This window comes from Streptomyces sp. MH60 (assembly GCF_002939385.1).
Classification (GTDB): domain Bacteria; phylum Actinomycetota; class Actinomycetes; order Streptomycetales; family Streptomycetaceae; genus Streptomyces.
In genome coordinates, this window is record NZ_MULI01000015.1 from 1 (window position 1) to 14,925 (window position 14,925).

12 protein-coding genes and 2 pseudogenes are annotated in these 14,925 nt (G+C 74.9%); 6 read left to right on the plus strand and 8 right to left on the minus strand.

Annotation, left to right across the window (positions count from 1 at the left end):
- The 4 genes and pseudogenes from BZZ08_RS12710 to BZZ08_RS12725 form a co-directional block, all read left to right on the plus strand.
- Positions 1 to 207 (plus strand): annotated as a pseudogene (locus tag BZZ08_RS12710) (glucose-6-phosphate isomerase); the annotation flags it as partial.
- 1 nt (position 208) lies between these two features.
- Entirely contained in the window at positions 209 to 1,090 is an 882-nt protein-coding gene (gnd, locus tag BZZ08_RS12715) for a phosphogluconate dehydrogenase (NAD(+)-dependent, decarboxylating) (RefSeq protein WP_052843034.1), read from the plus strand.
- 70 nt (positions 1,091 to 1,160) lie between these two features.
- Positions 1,161 to 2,651, plus strand: a complete 1,491-nt coding sequence (locus BZZ08_RS12720; protein WP_104632302.1) for a membrane-associated oxidoreductase — start codon at positions 1,161 to 1,163, stop codon at positions 2,649 to 2,651.
- A gap of 91 nt (positions 2,652 to 2,742) precedes the next feature.
- Positions 2,743 to 3,972 carry a serine hydrolase domain-containing protein gene (locus BZZ08_RS12725; protein WP_104632377.1) on the plus strand — a complete coding sequence of 410 codons (1,230 nt, stop codon included), beginning with the start codon at positions 2,743 to 2,745 and terminating at the stop codon, positions 3,970 to 3,972.
- A 30-nt stretch (positions 3,973 to 4,002) separates the two neighbouring features.
- Here the strand turns inward: BZZ08_RS12725 and ribA are convergent, their stop codons facing one another.
- Entirely contained in the window at positions 4,003 to 4,665 is a 663-nt protein-coding gene (gene ribA / locus BZZ08_RS12730) for a GTP cyclohydrolase II (protein ID WP_104632303.1), read from the minus strand.
- Positions 4,666 to 4,718: 53 nt separating this feature from the next.
- Between ribA and BZZ08_RS12735 the strand changes: the two genes are divergently transcribed.
- A complete protein-coding gene (locus BZZ08_RS12735) occupies positions 4,719 to 5,465 on the plus strand; it encodes a creatininase family protein (protein WP_342210993.1) in 747 nt (248 codons plus the stop codon).
- A gap of 47 nt (positions 5,466 to 5,512) precedes the next feature.
- On the opposite strand, the pseudogene BZZ08_RS39500 reads toward BZZ08_RS12735, so the two are convergent.
- The 5 genes and pseudogenes from BZZ08_RS39500 to BZZ08_RS38985 form a co-directional block, all read right to left on the minus strand.
- Positions 5,513 to 6,568: pseudogene (locus BZZ08_RS39500) on the minus strand (lysylphosphatidylglycerol synthase transmembrane domain-containing protein); the annotation flags it as partial.
- A complete protein-coding gene (locus BZZ08_RS38980) occupies positions 6,541 to 7,569 on the minus strand; it encodes a hypothetical protein (protein WP_198601442.1) in 1,029 nt (342 codons plus the stop codon). The pseudogene BZZ08_RS39500 and the gene BZZ08_RS38980, both read right to left, overlap by 28 nt.
- A 536-nt stretch (positions 7,570 to 8,105) precedes the next feature.
- On the minus strand, positions 8,106 to 9,344 hold the full coding sequence (locus BZZ08_RS12745) for a glycosyltransferase family 4 protein (protein ID WP_198601449.1): 1,239 nt from the start codon (positions 9,342 to 9,344) through the stop codon (positions 8,106 to 8,108).
- Between the two features lie 11 nt (positions 9,345 to 9,355).
- The gene (locus BZZ08_RS12750; protein WP_104632305.1) at positions 9,356 to 9,754 is read right to left on the minus strand and encodes a 6-pyruvoyl trahydropterin synthase family protein; all 399 of its coding nucleotides are present in this window, start codon (positions 9,752 to 9,754) and stop codon (positions 9,356 to 9,358) included.
- A 115-nt stretch (positions 9,755 to 9,869) separates the two neighbouring features.
- Positions 9,870 to 10,916, minus strand: a complete 1,047-nt coding sequence (locus BZZ08_RS38985) for a zinc-dependent alcohol dehydrogenase (RefSeq protein ID WP_198601443.1) — start codon at positions 10,914 to 10,916, stop codon at positions 9,870 to 9,872.
- 109 nt (positions 10,917 to 11,025) lie between these two features.
- On the opposite strand from BZZ08_RS38985, the gene BZZ08_RS12765 reads away from it, so the two are divergent.
- Entirely contained in the window at positions 11,026 to 11,811 is a 786-nt protein-coding gene (locus BZZ08_RS12765; protein ID WP_104632307.1) for a CDP-alcohol phosphatidyltransferase family protein, read from the plus strand.
- 44 nt (positions 11,812 to 11,855) lie between these two features.
- Here the strand turns inward: BZZ08_RS12765 and BZZ08_RS12770 are convergent, their stop codons facing one another.
- Positions 11,856 to 13,106, minus strand: a complete 1,251-nt coding sequence (locus BZZ08_RS12770) for an MDR family MFS transporter (RefSeq protein WP_104632308.1) — start codon at positions 13,104 to 13,106, stop codon at positions 11,856 to 11,858.
- Between the two features lies 1 nt (position 13,107).
- Positions 13,108 to 14,925 carry an ABC transporter permease subunit gene (locus BZZ08_RS12775; protein WP_104632309.1) on the minus strand — a complete coding sequence of 606 codons (1,818 nt, stop codon included), beginning with the start codon at positions 14,923 to 14,925 and terminating at the stop codon, positions 13,108 to 13,110.

A 14,925-nucleotide genomic window follows, 5' to 3' on the forward strand; every position in this document is an offset into this window, starting at 1 on the left:
CAGCTCATCGCGCTGTACGAGCACAAGGTGTTCGTGCAGGGCGCGATCTGGAACATCGACTCCTTCGACCAGTGGGGCGTCGAACTCGGCAAGGTGCTCGCCAAGCGCGTCGAACCCGCCCTCACCGAGGGGGCGGACGTGCCCGGCCTCGATCCGTCCACGGCCGCGCTGGTGGCCGCCTACCGTGAACTGAAGGAAGTGCACTGACATGCAGATCGGTCTCGTTGGTCTCGGCAAGATGGGCGGCAACATGCGCGAGCGGCTGCGCAACGCCGGCCACACCGTCGTCGGATACGACACCAACCCCGAGCGGGCCGACGTCGACAGCCTGGTGGAGCTGGTCGACCAGCTGGAGCGGCCGCGCGCGGTCTGGGTGATGGTGCCGGCCGGCGGCGCCACCCAGCACGTCATCGACCAGCTGGCGACGCTGCTCAAGCCCGGCGACACCGTCATCGACGGCGGCAACTCCCGCTGGACGGACGACGAGCGGCACGCCGAGGACCTCGGCAAGCGCGGCATCAACTTCGTCGACGCCGGTGTGTCCGGCGGTGTGTGGGGCCTGAAGAACGGCTACGCCCTGATGGTCGGCGGCGACAAGGAGACCGTCGACGACCTCAAGCCGGTCTTCGACGCGCTCAAGCCGGACGGCCCCTACGGCTACGTCCACGCGGGCAGGGTCGGTGCCGGGCACTTCGCCAAGATGGTCCACAACGGCATCGAGTACGCCATGATGCAGGCCTACGCCGAGGGCTGGGAACTGCTGGAGAAGGTCGACTCCGTGGACAACGTCCGCGAGGTCTTCCGTTCCTGGCAGGAGGGCACCGTCATCCGGTCCTGGCTCCTCGACCTGGCCGTCAACGCGCTCGACGAGGACCACCACCTGGAGAAGCTGCGCGGGTACGCGGAGGACTCCGGCGAGGGCCGCTGGACCGTGGAGGCGGCCATCGACAACTCCGTGCCGCTGCCCGCGATCACGGCCTCCCTCTTCGCGCGGTTCGCGTCCCGGCAGGAGGACTCGCCGCAGATGAAGATGGTCGCCGCGCTGCGCAACCAGTTCGGCGGGCACGCCGTGGAGTCGGCCAAGAAGTAACCGCCGGGAAGCAGGCGGTCCGCAAAGCGCGTTGACGTGATCGGCCGGTTCGGGTCAGAGTCCCTCCCTGATGGAGATCAACGACCTGACACCGGCCGAGTCGCGTCTGTGGCGGGCGTTCGCCTCGGGCACCGACGTGGACTTCCGCACCCCGGACTCCGCCGCCCCGGACTCCGCCGCCGCGGACCTCGACGACCCCGCCGGGGGCGGTGCCTGGGGGCCGGAACGGACCGTGCGCGCGCACGTGCTGCGCTCCCTGCTCCTGGACGGCCCCCGGGAGGAGGGCCGGGTCGCCGCGCTCAGCCTGGCCGGCGCCCGGGTCACCGGACGGCTGGATCTGCAGTACGCGACGGTCGACCATCCCGTGCGGCTGCGGCACTGCCACTTCGACGAGGCACCGAGGTTCTACGGGGCCCGGCTGCGCGAGCTGAACCTGAGCGAGTCCGTGCTGCCCGGGCTGATCTCCCACGCCGTCCGGGTGGAGGGCGTACTGCGGCTGACCCGGGCCCGGTTCGGCGGAATGGTGCGGCTCGCGGGTGCGGAGGTCACCGGCAGCCTGTACCTGGAGAGCACCCGCATCGAGGCGCCGGACACCGAGGGGCCGGTGCTCCAGCTGAACCAGGCGGTGCTCGGCGCCGACCTGTGGGCGCCGGGGCTGCGCGCGGGCGGCGAGGTCCGGCTCACCGGCGCCCGGGTGGCCGGCACGGTCAATCTCAACGACGCGGTGCTGGACCGGCCGGGCGGCACCGCCGTCCACGCCGAGACACTCGCGGCCGAGGCCGACGTGCTGATGCGGCGCGCGGACGTCCGGGGCCGCCTGGAGCTGCGCGGCGCCCGGATACCCGGCCGGCTGGACCTGTCGCACGCCCGGCTGGACAACGCCGGGGACACCGCGCTGCGTGCCAGCAGTTGCGTGATCGGCGAACTCTGGCTGCGGGAGGGCCCGGTGGTGCGGGGTGCGCTCAATCTGCGCCGCGCCCAGGTGGACGTGCTGTTCCTGCAGCCGGAGGTGGTGCCGGCCTGGGTCCAGCTCAACGACCTCACCTACACCTCGCTCATCCCGCACGAGCCCGCCGAGCGGCGGCTGCCGATGCTGGAGAAGGGCGACAGCTACCTCCCCTTCACTTATGAGCAGTTGACCGCCGCCTACCGGCGGATCGGCGACGACGACGCGGCCCGCCTCGTCCAGCTCGCCAAGCAGCGGCGGCGCCGGCGCACCCTGCCCTGGTACGGCCGCCTGTGGGGGCATCTCCAGGACATCGCGGTCGGGTACGGCTTCCGTCCGCTGCGCGCGGGCGGCTGGCTGCTGTCGCTGCTGGCGGTCGGCTCGGTCGCGTACGGGCTGCACCATCCGCCGCCGCTCAAGCCGGAGGAGGCCCCCGGCTTCGACCCGGTCTTCTACACCCTCGACCTGCTGCTGCCGGTGATCTCCTTCGGCCAGGAGAACGCGTTCTCGCCCGAGGGCGGGTACCAGACGCTCTCCTACGTCCTGATCATCACCGGCTGGATCCTGGCCACGACGGTGATCACCGGCCTGACCCGCACGGTCAGCCGCCAGTGAGGATCTTCGGATCGGGGCCGGGCGTTCCGGGGAGGCGTGAACGGGGTATGCCGGACGCGTCCCGGACGAACGATCAAGGAGAACGATGGCGATGCCACCCCTGCGGCAGGAGGTCGACGCGGGTGCGGCCGGGCTGGACCCCGCGGCGCTGGACCGGCTCGACCTGCACTTCGCCCGGCAGGTCGACGAGGGCCGGCTGCCCGGGTTCCTGGTGGCCGTCGCGCGCGGCGGCCGCGTCGCCCATCTGACGGTGCACGGGCTGCGGGACGTCGCGGCCGGGCTTCCGGTGACGGCCGACACGCTGTGGCGGATCTACTCCATGACCAAGCCGGTCACGTCCGTGGCCGTGCTGACCCTGGTGGAGGAGGGCCGGCTGGCGCTGGAGGACCCCGTGGACCGGTACCTGCCGGCCTTCGCCGAGCCGCGGGTGTACGTCGCAGGGACCGGGGCCGACGTCGTCACCCGGCCGGCCGCCGGTCCGGTGCGCGTCCGGCACCTGATGACCCACACCGCGGGGCTGACGTTCGGCTTCTACCGCACCCACCCCGTCGACGCGCTGTACCGGGCGGCCGGTGTGGAGTCCTCGGTGCGGCCGGGCGCGGACCTGGCCGAGACGGTCGACCTGTACGCGAGCCTGCCCCTCCAGTTCGAACCGGGCACCCAGTGGAACTACTCGGTGGCCAGCAACGTACTGGGGCGGCTCGTCGAGGTGGTGTCCGGGCAGCCCCTCGACGTGTTCTGCGCCGAGCGGATCTTCGGACCGCTGGGCATGACGGACACCGGGTTCCACGTCACCGACGCACAGGCGGGCCGCCTGGCCGAGCTGTACGGCGAGACGGAGGACGGCGGCATCACACCGGTCCCCGGGCTGCCGCTGCGGGGCCGGCCGCGGTTCCTGTCGGGCAGCGGCGGCCTGGTCTCGTCCGCGTACGACGTGCACCGCTTCGCGGAGCTGCTGCGCCGCCGCGGCGAACTCGACGGGGTCCGGCTGCTCGCCCCGGCGACGGTGGACCTCATGACCCGCAACCACCTCCCGGGCGGCGCCGACCTGCGTTCCTTCGGCAGCCGCCCGGCGCACGACGAGCCCGGCAACGACGGCGTCGGCTTCGGCCTCGGCGTCTCCGTGGTGACCGACCCGAGCCGCACCCGGTCGCCCTCCGGGCTCGGCACGTACGGCTGGAGCGGAGTGGCGACGACCACCTTCTGGGTCGACCCGGGCCGTGGACTGACGGTGCAGTTCATGACCCAGGTGCGGCCGAGGTCCTCGCACACGGTCTACCCGGACCTGAAGCGGCTGGTGCACGACGCCGTCGCGGACTGATCCGGGCCGGCCGGGCCCGGCGCCGCGCGCTCAGGACGACACGTGCGCCATGGCGTCCAGGTGGGGCAGGTGGTGGTCGAGCCGTTCCCGCTTGGTGCGCAGATAGGTGATGTTCGACTCGCACGGCGGTATCAGCAGCGGCACCTGCTCGGCGACCTCGATGCCGTGCCGCACCAACGCCTCCCGCTTGCGCGGGTTGTTGGACATCAGCCGTACCGACCGCACGCCGAGGTCGTCGAGGATGCGGGCGGCGACGCCGTAGTCCCGGGCGTCCACGGGCAGGCCGAGGGCGAGGTTCGCCTCCACCGTGTCCAGGCCCTCCGCCTGCAACGCCATCGCGCGCAGCTTGGCGAGCAGACCGATGCCGCGCCCCTCGTGGCCGCGCAGGTAGACCACGACCCCGCTGCCCGCGTCGGCCACCTGCCGCAGCGCGGAGGCGAGTTGGGCGCCGCACTCGCAGTGCTGGGAGCCGAAGGCGTCGCCGGTCAGGCACTCCGAGTGGAGCCGGGTGAGGACGCCTTCGGCGCCCGGGTCGCCGTGGACGAGGGCCACTTGCTCGTCGCCGCGTTCGTGGTCGAGATAGCCGTACGCCCGGAATTTCCCGTAGACGGTCGGCAGTGGTGTCACCACGATCCGCTCCACGTCCGTGCGCTGGGATGCCTTCTTGCCGAGTACACCGACTTTTTCTGTCATGATTTTCGCGTTCCTCAACAGATTGCTCAATCGAGATGAAGGGCCGTGCGGAAATGGATGTTTCACTGGTGCCGGCGGACACGAGCGAAGACGTGCGCGCCCGCGGCGCCCAGGTCGCGGTGCTGCCGGTCGGGAGTTACGAGCAGCACGGCCCGTACCTTCCGCTGGCGACCGACACCCTCGTCGCGTGCGCCGTCGCCCGCGAGCTGGCCGGCGCGTATCCGGTGCACCTGCTGCCGCCGGTCACGATCGGCTGCTCGCACGAGCACGCCAACTGGCCCGGCACCGTCAGCGTCTCCGCCGTGACCCTGCACGCGGTGGTGCGGGACATAGCGGACTCGCTGCGCCGCTCGGGTGTCGAGGCCCTGGTCGTGGTCAACGGGCACGGCGGCAACTACGTGCTGGGCAACGTCGTCCAGGAGTCCTCCGCGCGCGGTGAGCGGATGGCGCTGTTCCCGGCCGCCGAGGACTGGGAGACGGCGCGGCAGCGGGCGGGGGTGGCCACCTCGCTGCTCACCGACATGCACGCGGGGGAAATCGAGACCTCCATTCTTCTGCACGCGCACCCCGAATTGGTACGGCCCGGTTACGAGGCCGCCGATTTCGTCGCGGACGACCGGCGTCATCTGCTCTCCCTCGGTATGTCCGCCTATACCGCTTCCGGTGTCATCGGGCGTCCTTCACTGGGATCGGCGGAAAAGGGGAAGGAACTGCTGGCGGGCCTCGCGGATTCCTTCGCGGAATGTTTCGCGCTGCTGACGGCGGTGAAGGTCACCGTGTCCGACGAGGAGCGCGGGTAACGCGCGGTGCGCCGGCGGGCGACGAGGACGACGGCACCGGGCAGGCTCGCCACGAGGCTGAGCACGCCGTACACCACCGCCGTGCCCAGCCCGGTGCCCGCGCCCAGCCCCGCCGCGCCGAACGCCCAGGCGGTGACGCCCTCCCGGGGGCCCCAGCCGCCGACGTTCAGCGGCAGTCCCATGGCGAGCAGCGCCAGAACGGCCAGCGGGGTGAGCGCGGCGAGGGAGGCCGCGCTGCCGGCGACCCGGGCGGCGAGCACGAACATGGTGAGGTGCCCGGCGAGCACGATGCCGGAGGAGAGGGCGACCCCCGGCAGGTTCCGCCGGGACAGCAGCCCGGCCCGCGCCTCACCGAGCGCCGCCCGCAGGGCCGGCGCCCGCAGGGCCGGCGCCCGGCGTGCGGGCGTTCGGCGTGCGGGCGTCCGGCGTGCGGGCGTCCGGCGTGCGGGCGTCCGGCGTGCGGGCGTCCGGTTCATGCGCAGGGCGAGGGCGACGGCGAGCACTCCGGCCAGGGCGAGGGCCGCGGGCGGTGCGACCCGCCGGGCCTCGGCGAGCACCGGGGACGGCATGGTGAGCAGTACGGCGACCGCGACCCCGATCAGCGCGAGCTGCCCCGCGACCCGTTCGAGGACGACGGCGCGCACGCCGCGCCCCAGGTCTCCGGCGCTCCGCCCGTGCCGCACCGCGCGGTGCACGTCACCGAGGACGCCGCCGGGCAGGGCCGCGTTGAGGAACAGGGCGCGGTAGTAGTCGGCGACGGCCGCCACGAACGGCAGCCGGATGCGCAGGCCCCGGGCCACCAGGGCCCAGCGCCAGGCGCTGAAGACCGTGGTGACCAGCCCGATCCCGAGGGCCGCCAGCACCGCGGCCCCGTCGATCCGGCGGAGCCCGTCCAGGAAGGCGCCGGTCCCCAGCCGCCACAGGAGCACGGCGAGGACGGCGGTGCCGGCGAGGGTGCCGAGGTGGGTGCGAAGGGCGCGGCGGCGTGGAGTCCGGGCGCCGACGGGAGTGTCCGGGCGCGGCGGCAGCAGCTCCCGCGCCGGTACGGCCGGTGCCGTCGGCGGCGTCGGTGCGCTCACGGGGCCCCGCCCGTCGGCCGGCACAGCGCCAGCAGGTCGGTGTGGTGGACGACCACGCGCAACTCCCCGGCCGCACAGGCCGCGAGGCGCTCGTCCAGGTACCGGTCGGCCCGCTCCCGCAGTTCCGGGCGCTGTTCGACGGCCGCACCGACCCAGCCCCGCAGCCACTGGGCGGTGAGCCCGGCCTCGTCGGGACCGAGCCGCCAAGGACTGGGGTGCGCCCGTACGGCGGCGCCGTGCCCGGCGAAGACCTCGGCCGCCACGTCGACCGCGTCCGGGCCGAGCATGCCGGTACGCCGCTGGTGGTCGTTGAAGGCACCGGCGATCTCGGCGTCCAGCGGGTGTGCCGGGGTGAGGTCGACGCGTCCGGCGACGGAGAGGGTCAGCAGCGCCGGGCAACCGGCGGCGGCACAGGCGGCGGCGAGGGCGCCGACCTCCTCGGCGGTGAGGACGTCGAGCAGCGCGGACGCCGTCACCAGCGCGGCGCCGGTCAGGGCGTCCGGGGTGAGGCGGGCGAGGTCCCCGCGCCGCGTCTCGACGGTGACACGGCTGCCGTCGGCGGCGGTGCGCGGGGCGGCGACGGCCGCGAAGTGCAGCAGGTAGGGGTCCCGGTCGTGCAGCACCCAGTGCTGGGCGCCGTCCAGCAGCGGGGCGAGCCAGCGCCCCATCGACCCGGTGCCGCAGCCCACGTCGTGCACCACCAGCCCGTCCGCCCGCCCCGGCAGATCGGCGAGCCTGGCCCGCAACGGGCCGAGCAGGTCGTGCGCGCGGGCGGCGGCGTCGGCGGGCTCGCGCAGGCGCAGCCACTCGGGGGCGTAGCGCGGGGGGTCGTCGGGGTGCTCGGGGGCCGGGGCTCCGCGCAGGCGGACGGTGGCCCCCTCGGTGGCGGGCCGCCCGTGACCGTCATGCCACGACGCCGTACGACCGTCCGCAAGCGGTCGGACGGCAGACCGCTCGGCCGGGGCCGCCGTCCGCAGGGCGGGATCGTCCGACCGCCGCGCGGCGCGGTGACCGGCGCCGCCCACGGGCCGTTCGGTGCGCCGAACCGCCCGATCCTCACCCGACCCATCCCCGACGTCGGGCGCGGACCGCTCGACAGGACCCACGGCCACCCGACGCGCCCGGCCCGCACCGGAGACGGCGGCGCCTGCCGAGTCGAGAGCGCCCGACCCTCGTGCGGCGCGGTGACCGGCGCCGCCCTCGGACCACTCCGCACGCCGAACCTCACCCGACCCATCCCCGACGTCGGGCGCGGACCGCTCGACAGGACCCACGGCCACCCGACGCGCCCGGCCCGCACCGGAGACGGCGGCGCCTGCCGAGTCGAGAGCGCCCGACCCTCGTGCGGCGCGGTGACCGGCGCCGCCCTCGGACCACTCCGCACGCCGAACCTCACCCGACTCGCCCCCGGCGTCGGGAGCGGGCCGCTCGACAGGGGCTGCGGCAGCCCGGTGGGCCACGCTCGCACCAGGGACGGCGGCGTCCACGGTGTCGGGCGGGTCCTCGGGGCCCGGCCGGGCCGGGAGGGCGTCCGCGGCCGGTGCGGGGGGCTTCCTCGCGTTCATGCCGCCCTCCCCGGCTCGCCCGGCAGCCGGCGCAGTACGCCGGCCAGGCTCTGGGCCGTGCTCGCCCAGCCGTTCAGGGCGGCACGGCGACCGCGGGCGGCGGCCTTCAGCCGGCGTCGCACGTCCGCCTCGCCGAACCAGCCGCGCAGCTCCGCGGCGAGCGCGACGGGATCCTCCGGCGGGACGAGGATGCCGGGCACTCCGCCGTCGGGTGCGCGTCCGACCGCCTCCGGGAGGCCGCCGACGTCCGTGGCCAGCACGGGGACGCCGCGCGCGAGGGCCTCGGTCACCGCCATGCCGTACGTCTCGGCGTAGGAGGTGAGGACCATCAGGTCGGCGGAGGCGTAGGTGGCGTCCAGGTCGGCTCCGGCCCGCGGCCCGGCGAGCACCAGCCGCTCCTCCAGGCCGTGCCCTGCGATCAGCGACCGCAGGCGGTCGACGTACGCCGGGTCCTGTCCGAGCCCGCCGACGCACACACAGCTCCACGGCAGGTCGGCCACGGCCGCCAGTGCCTCCACCAGTCGGTGCTGGCCCTTGCGGGGCGTCACCGCGGCGACGCACACCAGCCGGGAGACGCCGTCGGTGCCGGGCGCGAGGGGCGCGATGTCGGCGCCGGGGGCGGCGACGTGGACCCGGCCCGGGTCGAGGCCGTGGTGGGAGACGAGCCGGCGCACCGCCCAGTCGCTGGTGGCGACGACGGCCGGGACGGCACGCAGCACCGTGCGCTCGCGGGCGTCCAGTTCGGCGGCCACCGCGGGGTCGAGGCCGGTCTCGTCGCCGAGCGGGAGGTGGACGAGGACGGCCATGCGCAGCCGCTCGGCTTCCGGGACGACGATCTCCGGCACCCCGCAGGCGACCAGGCCGTCGAGGAGGACGACCGCGCCGTCCGGCAACCGCCGCAGGACGCGGGCGAGTTCCGCGCGGGCCGCGTCGTCCGGCCGGGGCCAGTCGCCGGGCACGGGCAGCCCTCGTACCCGCCAGCCGAAGCCGGGCAGGTCGAGCCGCACCCGCCGGTCGTAGGCGTTGCCGCCGCTCGGCGCGGCCGGGTCGTCGACCCCGCCCGGCATGACGAAGTGCACGGAGCGCAGGGACATGGGGACGATCCCCCCGTTCCTCGGAGCCGGGACCGGGACCGGAACGGCCCCGGACAGCTGGGCGGGGACGTAGGCGAGCCGGGCCCGCCCGGCGGGCACGCCGGTCGTCGCCTCCACGGACCTACCGGTCGTCGTCTCCACGGACGTGCCGGTCACAACGCACGCTCGTAACTCGCCCACGCCACGTGCGACTCGTGCAGCGTGACGGTGAGCCCGGCCAGGCCCTTGGCCCCCTCGCCGAGCGCGCCCTTGTGCACGCGCTCGGCGAGCCGGTCGGCGATGACCTTGGCGAGGAACTCGGTGGAGGTGTTGAGGCCGGCGAAGTCGGGTTCGTTGTCGAGGTTGCGGTAGTTCAGTGCGCCGACGACGGCACCCAACTCCTGGGTGGCCAGGCCGATGTCGACGACGATGTTGTCCTCGTCCAGCTGCTCGCGCCGGAAGGTGGCGTCCACCAGGAACGTCGCCCCGTGCAGGCGTTGCGCGGGCCCGAAGACGTCGCCGCGGAAGCTGTGGGCGATCATGATGTGATCGCGGACGGTGATGCTGAACAACGGACGACCCTCCAGGTGTGGCACGTCTGGTCCCCCGCCGGTCGCTGCGCGGGGTGCCGTCTATTACGGCTGGATGCCTTCCCCTGTTCAGTGGGCCGTACGTGTTTCCGCAAGGTCAGGCGCCGGTGTCGCCGCCCGGGTGTGTGCCGCTTTCGGTGCCGGCGCCGGTACCGGGACCGGTCTCCTCCCGGTCGTAACGGATCCGGTGGCACAGTGCGGGGACCTCGCCGGAGGCCAACCGCGGCATCAGGTCCGGCAGTTCGGTGAACGCGGACTCGCCGGTGACGAGCGCGTCCAGCGCCGGGTCGGCGAGCAGTTCGAGGGCGAGGGTGAGCCGGTCGGCGTAGCCGCGGGTGGCGGCGCGGGCCGGGGAGACGGTTCCGACCTGGCTGCCGCGCAGGGTCAGCCGCCGGGAGTGGAAGGCCTCGCCGAGCGGCAGGGCGACGCGCCGGTCGCCGTACCAGCTCAGTTCGACGACGGTGCCCTCGGGGCGCAGCAGCTCCAGTGACCGGGCGAGCCCGGCTTCCGTCGCACTGGCGTGCACGACGAGATCGCGGTCGCCGACGGCGTCGCCCGGGGAGGCGAAACCGACGCCGAGTGCCTCGGCGACCTTCGCCCGGGCCGGGTCGGTGTCGACCAACTCGACGCGGACGCCGGGGAAACGGGCCAGCAGGGCCGCCACCGAGCAGCCGACCATGCCACCGCCGACCACGGTGACCCGGTCGCCGATCAGCGGCGCCGCGTCCCACAGGGCGTTGACGGCGGTCTCGACGGTACCGGCGAGCACGGCCCGCCCGGCGGGGACCTCCGCGGGCACGGGGGTGACGGCGGCGGCCGGGACGACGTACCGCGTCTGGTGCGGATGGAGACAGAACACGGTGCGCCCGACGAGACGCTCGGGCCCCTCCTCCACCACGCCGACGCTGAGGTAGCCGTACTTCACCGGCCCGGGGAAGTCGCCCTCCTGGAACGGCGCGCGCATGGCGGTGTACTGGTTCCCGGGCACCCGGCCGTCGAAGACGAGGGTCTCGGTGCCGCGGCTGACCCCGCTGAAGAGCGTGCGCACCAGCACCTCCTCGGCGCCCGGTGGCGGCAGCTCCACCTCGCGGATCGCGCCCCGGCCCGGCGCTTCGAGCCAGAACGCACGTGCCCTGCGTGTCATCTCACGTCCTCCTGAACGATCGGGAAGCCACCCACGTACCGAGGGATGCACGAGCCGCGCACAAGGTAGCGGCGTTGATCGACTCTGTCACACGGCCGGAGGATGTTCGGTGGCCCTGAACAACACGTACGACGCGTGCGAGGCGTATGACGTCTGTGCCGCGAGGTCCGTACAGCAGGAGACGGCGGTGGGGGCCGGCGCGCAGGTCCTGCTGCTGGCGCTGCTCGGTACCGCGATCGGCATGGGCACGGCGGGCTGGCTGACCGGCCTGGTGTTCGCGTTCGCGAGCTGGGCGGTGCTCTCCCGGGCCCTGCACCGCTCCCGGCTGCCGGCGTTCGGCCCGGCCAACCGGGTCACCCTCGGCCGGGCCACCCTGGTCGGCGGGGTCACCGCCCTGGTCGCCGACTCCTTCCGCAGCGCGCCGCCGGTCTCGCTGCTCGTCGGTCTGACGGCCGTGGCCCTGGTCCTGGACGGCGTGGACGGCAAGGTCGCCCGCCGCACCGGCACGTCCACCGCGCTGGGCGCGCGCTTCGACATGGAGGTCGACGCGTTCCTGATCCTGGTGCTCAGCGTGTACGTCGCGATGGACCTGGGTCCGTGGGTGCTGCTGATCGGCGGCATGCGGTACGTGTTCGTGGCGGCGGCCCGGGTGTGGCCGTGGCTGACCGCCGCGCTGCCGCCGAGCACGGCCCGCAAGACGGTGGCCGCGCTGCAGGGCGTCCTGCTGCTCCTGGCGGGCGCGGACCTGCTGCCGCGCGGGGCGAAGCTGGGTGTGGTGGCGGTGGCGCTGGCCCTGCTGGCGTGGTCGTTCGGGCGGGACGTGCGGTGGCTGTGGCGCCGGTCGCGGGTTCCCGCGGTGCCTGTCACGGCGCTGCGCGAGCTCGTGGTCCAGTGAGGTCGGGCGGGGTTGGCGGTTCCCCGTGCCGCCACCCGTACGCGTCAGCCGCGACGGGGCAGCAGCCACACCGCGCCCAGGGGTACGGCGGCCAGCGCCAGCCACGGCACCGCGACCGGCAGCCCGGTGTCCAGGAGCAGGCCGGTCAACGAACTGCCGGCCAGCACGACGAGCCCGGAGACCGAGGACAACGCCCCGGTGTACAGCCCGAGCCGTCCGTCCTCGGCGAGGTCCGGCACCCAGGCGCGGGCGACGGGCGCGACGAGCATCTGCCCGAGGGTGAGCAGGACGACGAACCCGGCGGCGGGCACCAGCCCACCCGTCCCCGTCCATCCCGCGGGCCGCGCGAGGCCGACCACGGCGAACCCGACGGCGATGAGCACCAGCCCCGCCACCATCGACCGGCGCGGCGCCAGCCGCTCCCCCGCCCACCGGGTCACCGGCAACTGCGCGGTCACCACCAGCAGCGACGACAGCGCGAACAGCCAGGCCAGCGGCGCCTGCGAACCGGCGGCCCGCTCCACCTCGGCGGGCAGGGCCAGGTAGAGCTGGTTGTAGGCGAGCAGGTAGGCGCCGTAGGCGCAACACAGGGCGAGGAAACGCCGGTTGCGCAGCACGAGCCGCGCCCCGCCCTTCATCCGGACCTGGGCCCGCCCCGGTACACGCTGCGGCAGCAGCCACGCGTGCCCGGCGAGGACCAGCACGAAGACCCCGGCCCCGGCGAGGCAGGCGGTACGGAAGCCGACGGCGAGCAGCAGCGCCCCCAGCAGCGGCCCGACGAAGGCACCGGCCTGTCCGGCGACGGTGAACAGCGCGAGCACCCGTGTCCGGTCCCCGCCCCCTTCTTCCTCCCACACGACGGCCTGCCGGGCGACCTCGGACTCGACGGCCGGCGAGAAGAGCGCGGCGGCGAACCCGATCAGCAGCACGGCGCCGACGACGGCCCAGGTCCGCTCGGCGAACCCGAGCCAGACGAACCCGGCGATCCGCAGCACGCACCCGGCGAGCACGACGGGCCGGATGCCGTACCGGTCGGCGAGCGCCCCGCCGACCACGAACAGCCCCTGCTGGCTGAAGGTCCGCAGCCCGAGCACGAACCCGACCAGCCACCCCGCCATGCCGACGGACTGCCCCAGGTGCTCGGAGAGGAAGGGCAGCACGGCGAAGAAGCCGATGTTGAAGGCGAGTTGGGTGAGGATGAGCAGCCGGAGCAGTGGGGAGAGCGTGCCGAGCGGGGCGGTACGGCGGCCGGATGCCCGCCGGGATCGCCCGGTGGAGGCGGGTGCGGATGTCATGTCACCGGGCTCCGGCCGGTTCCGTCTCCGCCGCCGGGACGGGCCGCCGCTCGGCCCCGTTGCCCTCGTCGGCCCCGCCGACGGTCGGTGCGGGGCGTCGCCGGGCCGGTCGGCGTATTCCGCCCGCGGCGCTGACGGCCAGCGCGCCGAGCAGGGCGAGTATGGCGGCGGGGGCGAGGACGGCCCAGGGGGCGCGCTCGGCGTAGGGCTGGTTCTCGGCGAGGAGCAGACCCCATTCGGGGGACGGCGGCTGGGCGCCGAGGCCGAGGAAGCCGAGCGAGGCGAGCGCGAGGGCGACCCCGGGCAGCCGCAGCAGGGCGTGCCGGAGGACCGGCGGCACCACGGCGGGCAACAACTCGTGCCGCAACAGATGGAGCCGCCCCGCGCCCAGCCCCTTGGTGGCGGTGATGTGCAGGGTGGCGCGCTCCTGGCGCAGCAGGGAGGAGGTGTGCGCGGCGAGCGGCGCCCAGGCGACGGCGCCCACGGCGAGCGCGGGGGTGGCCGCTCCGCTCCCGGCGACGGCGGTGACGAGCAGCGCGACGAGCACCGGCGGCACGGCGTTGACCGTGTCGACGAGCGGCGCGGAGACCCGGGGCACGAGTCCGAGCAGTACGCCCGCGAGCAGGGCGGCGGCGCTGATGGCGGCGGCGAGGAGCAACGTGTCCAGCGCCCCGTGGCCGACGCGGGCGAGCAGGTCGCGCCCGAGGGCGTCGGTGCCGAAGGGATGGGCGAGGGAGGGTGCCCGCAGCCGCTGCCCCGTGTCGAGGGCGAGCGGATCACGGGCCAGCCCGCACCCGACGACGGCGAGCAGGAGGGCGCCGTAGAGGAGCGGCAGCAGCCCGCCGGCGGGCTGAGTGGGCCGGTGCAGCGAGGACAGGGCGCCGTCCCGCAGCGCGGGCCCGGTGAGCAGCCGGGCGGCGACGCGGGTGGCGCCGGTCGCGAGCCCGGCCAGCAGCACGAGGGCGAGGGTGCCGGCCTGGAGGACGGGAAGGTCCTGCGCGAGGGCGGCCTGAAGGGTGGTGCGCCCGAGCCCCGGGATGTCGAAGACCTGCTCGACGGCGACGGCCCCGCCCGTCAGCCCGACGACGAACAGTCCGAGGTTGGGCAGCAGCGCGGGCACGCACCGCCGTACGGCCTGGCGGGCGATGGACCGCCCCGTCAGCCCACGGGCCGCAGCGGCCAGCGCCCACGGCTCCCCGAAGGCACCGGGCAGCAGGTCGTCGAGCAGCCGCCCGAGCACGGCTCCCGCGGGCAGCCCGAGGGCGAGCGCGGGCAGCACGGTCCACTGGGGCCCGTACCACCCCAGCGCGGGCAGCCACCCCAGCTGCACCCCGACGACGGTGGCGAGCACGGAGGCGACGAGGAACTCGGGCAGCGAGGCGAGTACGGCGGACAGGCTCCCGCCCCCGCGCCGCCCACCGAGCCGTCGCCGGGCTCCGAGCCGCAGGGTGCGCGCGCAGATCACCCCGGCGGTGAGAACGGCGACGAGCAGCGCGACCCCCATGAGCAGCAGCGAGGCACCGAGCGCCCGGAGCACGTCGGGCAGTACGTCGGTCCCGGAGATCCACGACCGTCCGGCATCCCCGCGCACGAGACCGCCCAGCCAGCCGGTGAGCACGTGCACGGGCCCGCCGTCGATCCCGAGCTGCCGCCGGATGTCGGCGAGCACTTCGGGCGTGGGCTCGCGCTCGGCGGACCGTGCCTTGAGGACGGTGTACGCGGGGTCGGTGCGGGTGAGCCAGGGCAACAGCCCGACCCCGCACACGAGCCCGACCGCGAGCACGACCCGCCACGCCAGGGCGGCCACCCGCTGCAGCAC

What these genes read in the sequence shown, in the direction of transcription:
- BZZ08_RS12725 (WP_104632377.1), top strand. Translation starts at nt 2,743, where the DNA reads ATGCCACCCCTGCGGCAGGAGGTCGACGCGGGTGCGGCCGGGCTGGAC.
- gnd (WP_052843034.1), top strand. Translation starts at nt 209, where the DNA reads ATGCAGATCGGTCTCGTTGGTCTCGGCAAGATGGGCGGCAACATGCGC.
- ribA (WP_104632303.1), bottom strand. Translation starts at nt 4,665, where the DNA reads ATGACAGAAAAAGTCGGTGTACTCGGCAAGAAGGCATCCCAGCGCACG.
- BZZ08_RS12735 (WP_342210993.1), top strand. Translation starts at nt 4,719, where the DNA reads ATGGATGTTTCACTGGTGCCGGCGGACACGAGCGAAGACGTGCGCGCC.
- BZZ08_RS38985 (WP_198601443.1), bottom strand. Translation starts at nt 10,916, where the DNA reads ATGACACGCAGGGCACGTGCGTTCTGGCTCGAAGCGCCGGGCCGGGGC.
- BZZ08_RS12770 (WP_104632308.1), bottom strand. Translation starts at nt 13,106, where the DNA reads ATGACATCCGCACCCGCCTCCACCGGGCGATCCCGGCGGGCATCCGGC.
- BZZ08_RS12720 (WP_104632302.1), top strand. Translation starts at nt 1,161, where the DNA reads ATGGAGATCAACGACCTGACACCGGCCGAGTCGCGTCTGTGGCGGGCG.